Origin of the sequence: Ralstonia psammae, assembly GCF_958405935.1 — a bacterium.
In the GTDB taxonomy this organism is placed as follows: Bacteria; Pseudomonadota; Gammaproteobacteria; order Burkholderiales; family Burkholderiaceae; genus Ralstonia; species Ralstonia psammae.
Genome location: NZ_CATZBU010000026.1, coordinates 17,527 through 27,533 on the forward strand (window position 1 = coordinate 17,527; position 10,007 = coordinate 27,533).

Consider the following 10,007-nt stretch of genomic DNA (forward strand, 5'->3'; position numbering starts at 1 on the left):
CCCTTTGTTTTTTTGGTATTCAGCGCAAGACAAATCCGCGGTGTCGATCCCGATCGGCCGCCCACGCACTGTTCGCCACGGCCGCGTTGACAGTGCTCCTTCCCGATTTCAGAATGCCTTGGCCGAGCGCCGTGGGTGACGTCTAGCCGCTGCGTTCAGCGCCAGAAAAAACAATCAAAACATATGAGGAGACTCACGTTGAAAAACGTACTGACGTTCCTATCGACGGCTGCACTCGTGCTGATGACGTCTGCCCACGCAGCGGACCGTTTGCCGACGATTCCTCCCGACAAATACGACGCCGAACAGGCCAAGGCGGCGCAAGACTTTCAGGCTGCGCGCAAGGTGCCCGTTTTCGGGCCGTTCGAGCCACTGATGCACAGCCCGGAGGTGATGAGCCAAGCCCGTGCCATGGGCGACTATCTGCGATACCACTCGGCCATTGGCAACACGCTGAGCGAACTGGTCATCCTCGTCACTGCGCGCGAGTGGAGTCAGGACTACGAATGGTACGTCCACTATCCGATCGCTTTGAAGGCCGGTATCAAACCCAGTATTGCGGCTGCGATTGCCGATGGCCGCCGCCCCACTGGCATGAGTGAGGACGAGGAGATCGTCTATGACTTCGCGACCGAACTGATCCGCAACAAGCGCGTGGCCAACGAGACCTACACCCGGGCGGAAAAGCGGTTTGGCAACAAAGGGATCGTGGACATGACCGGCATCTGCGGCTATTACACGTTTCTCGCCATGGAGATGAACGTGGCGCAATACCCAGCGCCGAAGAACGCCTCCAAGCTAACGCGCTTTCCGGAGCCCTGATTTCAGCCCCCGTCATGCCGGGGCTGATAGGCACAGCGAGCGGGGCCGCAGATGTGCGGCCCTTTTTGTTTGATCTGGAATTCGACGCAAGGACACGCACGCCGGCACATCTATGAAAAAACCGACTTGATTCCATGATTTTTTATCGCCATCGGAATCCATTGGTGTCGCTACACTGGGGTTGCATATCACAGTGAGCAGGCCGAAAGCTGCGTACGAGGCGTCGCGCATCTCACCAAGAAGCGCCAAAACGCAGGCCCGGCGAAGTACCAAGGAGACGAGATGACCCCCGATATTGGCGGCCGCATTCGCTTGCAATCCCTGCTGGACAAAGTGGTGTCGGCGGACGAGGCCGCGGCCCTGATCCGCGATGGCATGACGGTCGGCATGAGCGGTTTCACCCGTGCCGGCGACTGCAAGGCCGTTCCGTTTGCCGTGGCCCGGCGTGCCGCGCACGAGCCGCTGCGCATTACCCTGATGACCGGCGCCTCGCTGGGCAACGACATCGACAAGGTGTTGGCCGAAGCCGACGTGATTGCCCGTCGCCTGCCATTCCAGGCCGATGCCACCCTGCGGCGCAAGATCAACGCAGGGGAGGTCATGTTCATTGACCAGCACCTGTCTGAAACCGTCGAGCAACTGCGTTCGCGGCAAATTTCGCCGCTGGATGTGGCGGTTGTCGAAGCCACGGCTATCACCGAGAACGGCGGCATCGTGCCGACCACGTCGGTGGGCAACTCCGCGAGTTTCGCGGTACTGGCGAAACAGGTGATTGTCGAGATCAACCTGAACATGCCCGCCAATTTGGAAGGGCTGCACGATATCTTCTTTCCGGTGCAGCGACCCTATCGCCAGCCGATTCCGCTCATTGCCGCGGAGCAGCGCATCGGCCTGCCGGCCATCCCGATTGATCCGCGCAAGATCGCTGCCATCGTCATCACGGGGCAGGACGACAGCCCGTCCAACGTGTTGCCGCCCGATGCCGAGACCAGCGCCATCGCCGGGCATCTGAACGCGTTTCTGGCGCGCGAGGTGCGCACAGGCCGTCTTTCGCCCACGCTGCAGCCGCTGCAGGCGGGTATCGGGACGATCTCCAACGCGGTCCTGCATGGTTTTATCGACTCGCCGTTCCACGATCTCAAGATGTATTCGGAGGTCTTGCAGGACAGTTCCATCGATTTGCTCGACTCGGGCAAGCTGGTGTTTGCCTCGGCTTCGTCGATCACGCTGTCACGACCGGTCTACAAACGGTTCCTGACGGAACTTGAACGCTACAAGGCACGTGTGATTCTGCGGCCGCAGGAGATCAGCAACCACCCGGAAGTGATCCGCCGGCTGGGGCTGATCACCATCAATACCGCGCTGGAATGCGATATCTACGGCAACGTGAACTCGACGCACGTGGGCGGGACGCACATGATGAACGGCATCGGCGGCTCGGGCGACTTCGCGCGCAACGCGCATCTGTCGGTCTTCGTGACCAAGTCATTGGCCAAGGACGGCGACATCTCGAGCATCGTCCCGATGGTCTCGCACGTGGACCACACCGAGCACGACGTCGACATCATCGTCACCGAACACGGGTTGGCCGACCTGCGGGGGCTGGCGCCGCGCGAGCGTGCTGTGCAGATCATCGGCAACTGCGCCGATCCTCGCTACCGCGAGCTGCTGCGCGACTATGTTGTACGCGCGCAGCGACGCGGCGGGCATACCCCCCACCTGCTGGAAGAGGCGCTGGCTTGGCACGTCCGCTTCCGCGATCAGGGTTCGATGGCGCCGGCCGGGTTCACCGGTGAAATCGAGCTTCCGGAACCCGCCCTCAGCGCTTAGGCGCGGGCGCCGCGGCTCAGGCGCCCAGCACTTCCTGGCACGTCGCGAGCCACGCGCGAGCGGCGTGCGATAGGTAGCGCCCCGGCGACCACAGGTGCGCGAGCGCCCAATCCATGTTGGGAGCCGTCAGGCGGGCCACGGCAAGCTTGTCGCGGTTCGCAAGGTTGGCCACCAGCGGCTGTGGCAGGAAGGTCGTGCCCAGTCCCGCCGCCGCCATCGAGGTGAGGAACTCCCAGTGGCCGCTCTGTGCGGCAATGTGCGGCTCGATGCGGGCTTCGAGAAAGGCCTGTCGCAGCTTGCGCGTGAGGGAGAAATCCTCGGCGAGCAACAGCAGCGGTTCGTCCCGCAGTGCCGTGAGGGTGACGGTCTTGCCCTTGGCCCATTTCGCTTTGCGCGGTCCCACCACCCAGATCGGATACTTTGCAAACTGCCGCGTAGCGAGTTCGAGGCCGCTGTCGCCGGGCAGTACGGTGGCGCCCACCTCCAGTTCGCCGTTGGCCACCTGCTGTTCCACCGTCTTGCCGCCGTACTCGGCCAAGTTCAGCGCCAGATTGGGATAACGCTGGCGAAATGCGCTCACGACGGGCGAGAAGAACAGGTTCACCATCGGCGGGATACCGACCGTGAGTTCGCCGCGCCCCAGCGAAGACAGGTCGGCGACTTCAAGCGTCAGCCTGTGCACCACGCCGAGCGTTTCCTGGCTGCGTGCATACACGACCCGGCCCACGTCGGTGAGCCGCACCTGCCTGCCTTCGCGGATCAGCAGCGGCTGGCCGACCTCGTTTTCCAGCTGACGCACCATCTTGCTGATGGTGGACTGTGTCACCGAGAGTGAACTCGCCGCCTGCGTGAAGCTCTGCAGCCGCGCGGTTTCGACGAAGTAACGAAGGGCTCGGATATCGATGGGCACGGGCGGTCCTTTGCCATGAAGCATGGGAATGGGATTCGCCATAGTAATGAAGTTTTCCCATTCCACGACCCCGGTGGCCTCAGCATCGTGCGGGGTCTGCGAGTGAATATCAGAGGAATATGCGCCTCCAACGGCACTCAACAAAAAAGGCGGCTTACGCGACCGCCTTTCTTGGAGTCCAGGAGACGTTCCAGTCAGCTTGTTGCCTCGTCGATCAGGAGATCCAACTGGGCGATCACATTGCTGGTGTCGGGCTCACCGCGCGTTTTGCTGAGCGCGGCCTTGAGCGTGTCTCGCAGGGCAACGAGTTCCGCCACGTTGCTGGCTTTCTCCACCTTCATCTCGAGTAGATACCCGCGCAGGCCGAGATAGCGGCTGATGGTTTCGGTATAGAAGCGGTAGAGGCGTTGATAGCCCTCGGCCGCCGGCTCCTTTGAAGCGGCTGACGGGGCGGGGGCCGTGGCCGTTGGCGCAGACGCAGGCGTAGCGGCCGGTGCCCCCTTTACCGTCGTGGCGCCAGGCACGTGCGGGCAGATATACCCGCCGTGCTCCAGCTCATCGAACACCGCTTGCGTCATCCCCAGCGGCTGAAGCTGCAGGAGGATGTCGTCGCAGGTTTTCTCGCCGTTGATCATCAGGAGCACCGCGCGGTGCCGCTGGTCCAGATGGTGCGCGCGGGTGCGGATCTCGTCATGACCTTTTTCGGTCTTCTGATAGATGCTGGTGGTCATGCTTGTCTCCCTCGGCCGGCGCGTCTGCAGTGCGCGCTGTGCTGGCTCTACAATAGACGGATCATAACCGCCCGGGCGCGACGTGGGCCTCAGTCGCAACCCGGATAGCACAACGCGCAAACCGCGCATCCACCAGAGCGAGACGACCAACGATGCAGCAACGCGACAAGCTTTTCATCAATGGCAAGTGGGTGGCGCCGCAGGGCAAGGGCGTCATTGAAGTGATTCATTCGGCCACGGAAGCGGTGATGGGAACCATTCCCGAAGGCAGCGCGGCCGACGCGGAAGCCGCCGTGGCCGCGGCCCGCGCCGCGTTTGATGGCTGGGCTGCCACGCCCGTGGCCAAGCGCGCCGAATACATCCAGAAGATTGCCGACGGCCTGCATGCCCGCAGCGAAGAACTGGCGCAGTTGATTGCGGGCGAAGTGGGCATGCCCATCAAGCTCGCGCGTGCCATCCAGGTGGGCGGCCCGGTCTATAACTGGGGCAATTTTGCCAAGCTGCTCGGCACGTTTGAATTTGAAGAGCACGTCGGCAACTCGCTGGTGGTGCGCGAGCCGGTGGGCGTGGTGGGCGCCATCACGCCGTGGAACTACCCGCTCAACCAGATCACGCTGAAGGTTGCGCCCGCGCTGGCGGCCGGTTGCACGGTGGTGCTCAAGCCGTCGGAAGTGGCGCCGCTCAACGCGTTCGTGCTGGCGGAAGTCATTGAAGAAGCGGGCCTGCCGCCGGGCGTGTTCAACCTTGTCACCGGCTATGGTCCGGTGGTGGGCGAGGTGCTGGCAAGCGACCCGGACGTCGACATGGTGTCGTTTACGGGCTCCACGCGTGCGGGCAAGCGCGTGGCCGAACTGGCAGCGCAGTCGGTCAAGCGCGTGGCGCTGGAACTGGGCGGCAAATCGGCGTCGGTGATCCTGGACGATGCCGATCTTTCGGCGGCGGTAAAGGGCACGCTGTCGGCGTGTTTCCTGAACTCGGGGCAGACGTGCTCGGCGCATACGCGCATGCTGGTACCGCGCGCTAAATATGAAGAGGTGAAGGCCCTGGCCGCACAGTTTGCCGCGGGCTACGTGCCGGGCGATCCGGCGCAGGAAACCACGCGCCTGGGGCCGCTCATCTCCGCCGTGCAGCGCGACCGCGTGCTGGGCTACATCCGCAAGGGGCTGGAGGAGGGCGCGGAACTCATTACCGGCGGGGCGGACACGCCGGAAGGGCTGTCCACCGGCTTCTTCGTCAAACCGACAGTGCTCGGCAACGTCAAGACCACCGACACCGTGGCGCGCGAAGAAATCTTCGGGCCCGTGCTCACCGTGATCTGCTACGACGATGAGGAAGAGGCCATCCGCATTGCCAACGACAGCATCTACGGCCTGGGCGGCGGCGTGTGGTCGGGCGACGAGGCGCGGGCGATTCGCGTGGCGCGGCGCATCCGCACGGGCCAGGTCAACATCAACGGCGGCCCCTTCAACATGCAGGCGCCGTTTGGCGGCTACAAGCAATCTGGCAACGGGCGCGAGAACGGCAAGTACGGGCTGGAGGAGTTCCTGGAGTACAAGGCGATGCAGCTCAATCCTGCGCAGACGGCCTGATCGGCTCGGCACGCAGCACCAATGAAAAACCCGGCTTCGGCCGGGTTTTTTGCGTGTGACGCGCGGTGCTTACTTTCGGCTGCCATCGGGGTTGTAGCCCTGTGCGGTGCCTTCGGCCAGGATGCGCGTCCAGACCGCGTTGCGCTCTTCGTCCGCCATGAACACCCAATTGCTGACCTCCAGCTGCGTGCGCCCGCAGCCTTGGCAGACCTCGTCGAAAAGCGTCGAGCAGATGCCGATGCAGGGGCTGTCGGGGCGGCCCAGCAGGGTGCTGTCGGAAGCACTGGTTGCGTCGTCGGACATGGGGCTGAATGCGGTCGATTCGGTCATGGCCGCTATTTTACCGGCTTCGGCGGGGTATCAGTGGCGAGCTTGGCCACCCGTGCGCTGGCTGACGTGATCGGCCGCGGCAGACAGCGCCAGCGCTGAATTCACCAGCGCGATATGCGAGAACGCCTGTGGGAAGTTGCCCACCAGCCGTTGCGCGTGGGGGTCGTATTCCTCCGACAGCAGGCCCACGTCGTTGCGCAGCGTCAGCAGCTTGGTGAAGAGCGCGCGGGCTTCGTCCTGGCGGCCTTGCATGACGAGGTTGTCGACATACCAGAAGCTGCAGGCGAGGAATACACCTTCGCCATCGGGCAGGCCGTCGGTCACGGCTTCGGTGCGGTAACGGCGCACGAGGCCACCTACGAGCAGGTCTTCTTCGATGGCCTTGACCGTGCCATGGATGCGCGGGTCGGCGGCCGGCAGAAAACCCACGAGCGGCAGCATCAAGAGCGCGGCGTCCAGTTCGGCGCCGCCGTAGCTCTGCACGAAGCAGCCGCGCGTGGCGTTGTAGCCGTGGGCGCACACCTCCGCATGGATGCGGTCTCGCACGGCGCGCCAGCGCTCTATGGGGCCGTCTACGTGGAATTGCTCGATGGTTTTGACGGCGCGGTCGAACGCCACCCATGCCATGACCTTGGAGTGCGTGAAATGGCGCGGGGGGCCACGGACTTCCCAGATGCCTTCGTCTGGCGTCTGCCAGATGCTCTCCAGGTGCGTCATCAGCGCGACCTGCAGGCTCCAGGAGGCTTCGTCACCGTCCAGGCCGCCTTTGCGGGCGATGAAGAGGGCGTCCATCAGCTCGCCATACACATCGAGCTGGAGTTGCATCGCAGCCGCGTTGCCGACGCGTACCGGTTGCGCTCCTTCATAGCCGGGCAGCCAGGGGATGGTCCACTCGCCCAGCCGGCGTTCGCCGGCAATGCCGTACATGATCTGAATCTGTGCGGGGCTGCCGGCAATCGCGCGCTCGAGCCATGCGCGCCACGAGCGTGCCTCGGTGTAGTAGCCCGCGTTCATGAGCGCGAGCAGCGTGAGGGTGGCGTCGCGCAGCCAGCAATAGCGGTAGTCCCAGTTGCGCACACCGCCAAGCTGTTCGGGCAGCGACGTTGTCGGTGCGGCCACGACGCCCCCCGTGCGGTGATACGTCAGCGCCTTGAGTGTGATGAGCGAGCGTGCGACGGATTCTGACCATTGCCCCGCGCCCTGGCAGCGGCCGGACCACGCGCGCCAGCGCGTTTCAACGTCGACCTGCACTTCCAGCGCGTCGACGGACTCGGGCAAGGGCAGGTGCGATGGCGAATACGTGAGCACAAAGGGCATCGCCTCGCCTTCGCTCACGGAAAAATCCGCCACCGTAGAGAGGTTCTCGCCTCGAATAGGCGCGGGCGTGCGCAGCGTCACCATGTTGGGCCCGGCGATGGCGCGCAGCGCGCAGCCAGGCATGTTGCAGGGGCCGTCGGCTGCCGCGCCCGTGACTTCCGACACGCGGCTGACCCACGGCACCGAGGCACCGTAGTCAAAGCGCAGCGTCAGGTCCATGCGCACGGCCACCGTGCCTGAGAGCCCGCGCACGATTCGGATGAGGTGGGAGGTATCGTCGCGCGGCGTTGCCGTGCCGGCCAGGCGTGGTGCCATCAGGTCGGTCACGCTGATGCTGCCCGTTTCGGTCTCGAACACGGTTTCCAACACGAGCGTGCCGGGCAGGTAGCGGCGGCGTGTGGCACGCACGTCGCCTTGTGGGGCGATGCGCCATCGGCCATGGTCTGGCGTACCGAGCAGCGCGGCAAAACAGGCGCCTGAATCGAACCGCGGCCAGCACAGCCAATCGATGGAGCCGTCTCGCGCCACCAATGCCGCGGTTTCGCAATCGCCAATCAACGCGTAATCTTCGATCTTCGAGGGCATTGCACTCCACTCCAAGCACTTCAACGAGGCCGTGACCATGCACGACAGCACCCGCATCCTTCTTGAATACAACGCCGGGCGTGATCCGGAAAGACTCACCCGAAAGCTGGATGCCATCGCCGCCGATCCGTTTTCGTTCTTTCGCGGCACCAACAACCTGTACGCGGCATCGCTGGCCGATGCTGCCCTGCTGCACGACGCGCCGCGCACGCTGGTCTGCGGCGACCTCCACCTTGAAAACTTCGGCAGCTTCAAGGGCGACAACGGCCTGGTCTACTTCGACATGAACGACTTTGACGAGGCCCTGGCCGCGCCGTTTACGGTCGACCTCGTACGCGTGCTCTCGAGCCTGCAAGTCGCCTCATACAGCTGGAAGCTCGCCGACGAAGATGCCAATAACCTGTGCCGCCGCTTTCTCGACACGTACGCCGCGGCACTGGTGGATGGCAAGCCGCGCTGGGTCGAGCGTGCCACCGCCACCGGCATCGTGCTCGACTTGCTTCGCGGCCTGCGCAAGCGCAACCGTGCGGCATACCTCGCCCAGCGCACCGTGCGCGAGGGCAACCAGATCCACCTGCGGATCGACGGCCGCCGCACCTTGCGGGCAAGCAAGGACGAGGCCCGCCGCGCGCGCCGCATCCTGCAAGCCTATGGGGAGCAGGGCAATGGCAATGGCAGCGGGCGCGCCCAACGCTTTATCGCCATCGATGTGGCACGGCGCATTGCCGGCACCGGCAGCCTGGGCCTGGAGCGCTATTCCGTGCTTGCACGCCCCGAAAGCGATCCCGCCACGCTGCGCCTGATCGACATCAAGCTTTCCATTCCGAGCGTCTGGGCGGATACGCTAGGCAGCGCGTGCAGCGTGGCACCGTGGCATAGCGAGGCCGGGCGCGTGGTCGACATCCAGCGCCTGTCGCAGGCGATCTCGCCGGCGCTGCTGCGTGGCGTCGTGTACGGGGCCAAGGGCGAGAAGCCGAAGTCGTACGTCGTCAAAAGCCTACAGCCAACGGCGGACCGTGTCGCACTGGGCTCCGGCAAGAACGTGGTCGCCAAACTGGACGACGCACTGCAGACCATGGCCCGTGTGGCCGCCTGGTGCCATCTGCGCGGCTGCGGCCGGCATGGAACCGATCTCGTGGAACAGGTGCAGGACTATGCGGCTGGCACGGCGTGGCGCAAATCGGCGCTGAAACTCGCGGCGCACGGCCGCAAGGTGTCGCTCAGGCAATGGGCCGAGTTTGCGGAGGACTACCGCCAAGCGCGCGGCGTTGATAGGCAGGGTCTGCCGCTACGAACCAGGGAGGCAGGCCCGACCACGACTGGTGATGTATCCGCCACTGCGTCCTCAAGTTCCGCCGTACGGTGACCGTTAGTGTGGAAGTAGCCGGCCGCCCGGCGCGATGGTCGCGCCCGCGTGAAGAGCCGCGCACGCCACTCTTGCCGCGCCCATGTCCGTTCGCCTGAACATCCGCACCCGCCTGGTGCTTTCGGTTTCTGTTCTCTTCCTGCTGGCCCTGCTGATTGGCGTGGCTGGCCTGCTCGGGCTGCGCGATGCCAACCGCGCGCACGAACAGACCTTCACCAACCAGTTTCCGTCTGCGCTTTCGCTGGGTGAATCCGACCTGAGCCTGACGCGTGCCCGCACCGCGCTCGACAAGGCGATGCTGTATCCGGAAGACAAGGGTGCGATGCAGTTGCTCGATCGCACAGAAGAACTGATCGTCCGCTCGGATGAGGCCTGGAAGAAATACCAGGCCCTGCCGCGCGACGACGAAGAGGAGCGCCTGGCCAAGGACGTCGCTACCAAGCGCGAAGCGGCTTCCGGCAGCCTGCGCGACATCATCAAGGCGCTTCGCGCGGGGGATCGCGCAACGGCGGACAAGATCATGGAAA

The 10,007-nt window shown here is 64.5% G+C and carries 9 protein-coding genes; 5 read left to right on the forward strand and 4 right to left on the reverse strand.

The window, feature by feature from the left end; genetic code table 11:
• Window positions 1-198: 198 nt before the first annotated feature.
• The gene (locus tag R2N16_RS24695; RefSeq protein ID WP_316669560.1) at window positions 199-822 is read left to right on the forward strand and encodes a carboxymuconolactone decarboxylase family protein; all 624 of its coding nucleotides are present in this window, start codon (window positions 199-201) and stop codon (window positions 820-822) included.
• A 282-nt stretch (window positions 823-1,104) separates the two neighbouring features.
• Complete coding sequence (scpC, locus tag R2N16_RS24700; protein WP_316669561.1) at window positions 1,105-2,652, forward strand: succinyl-CoA:acetate CoA-transferase ScpC; 1,548 nt, start codon at window positions 1,105-1,107, stop codon at window positions 2,650-2,652.
• Between the two features lie 16 nt (window positions 2,653-2,668).
• On the opposite strand, the gene R2N16_RS24705 is transcribed toward scpC, so the two are convergent.
• Both R2N16_RS24705 and R2N16_RS24710 read right to left on the reverse strand, forming a co-directional pair.
• On the reverse strand, window positions 2,669-3,562 hold the full coding sequence (locus R2N16_RS24705) for a LysR family transcriptional regulator (RefSeq protein WP_316669563.1): 894 nt from the start codon (window positions 3,560-3,562) through the stop codon (window positions 2,669-2,671).
• Window positions 3,563-3,756: 194 nt separating this feature from the next.
• Window positions 3,757-4,293, reverse strand: coding sequence for a hypothetical protein (locus R2N16_RS24710; RefSeq protein WP_316669565.1), 537 nt, complete (start codon window positions 4,291-4,293; stop codon window positions 3,757-3,759).
• Between the two features lie 152 nt (window positions 4,294-4,445).
• Between R2N16_RS24710 and R2N16_RS24715 the strand changes: the two genes are divergently transcribed.
• Window positions 4,446-5,882, forward strand: a complete 1,437-nt coding sequence (locus tag R2N16_RS24715) for an aldehyde dehydrogenase family protein (protein ID WP_316669567.1) — start codon at window positions 4,446-4,448, stop codon at window positions 5,880-5,882.
• A 69-nt stretch (window positions 5,883-5,951) separates the two neighbouring features.
• Here the strand turns inward: R2N16_RS24715 and R2N16_RS24720 are convergent, their stop codons facing one another.
• Window positions 5,952-6,212, reverse strand: coding sequence for a DUF1289 domain-containing protein (locus R2N16_RS24720; protein WP_316669570.1), 261 nt, complete (start codon window positions 6,210-6,212; stop codon window positions 5,952-5,954).
• 30 nt (window positions 6,213-6,242) lie between these two features.
• On the reverse strand, window positions 6,243-8,114 hold the full coding sequence (locus R2N16_RS24725) for a glycoside hydrolase family 15 protein (RefSeq protein WP_316669572.1): 1,872 nt from the start codon (window positions 8,112-8,114) through the stop codon (window positions 6,243-6,245).
• Window positions 8,115-8,151: 37 nt separating this feature from the next.
• On the opposite strand from R2N16_RS24725, the gene R2N16_RS24730 reads away from it, so the two are divergent.
• Together R2N16_RS24730 and R2N16_RS24735 are read left to right on the forward strand one after the other, a co-directional pair.
• Window positions 8,152-9,480, forward strand: coding sequence for a DUF2252 domain-containing protein (locus R2N16_RS24730; RefSeq protein ID WP_316669573.1), 1,329 nt, complete (start codon window positions 8,152-8,154; stop codon window positions 9,478-9,480).
• Between the two features lie 82 nt (window positions 9,481-9,562).
• Window positions 9,563-10,007: Tar ligand binding domain-containing protein (locus R2N16_RS24735; RefSeq protein ID WP_316669576.1), on the forward strand; the 445-nt coding region annotated here is incomplete at its 3' end.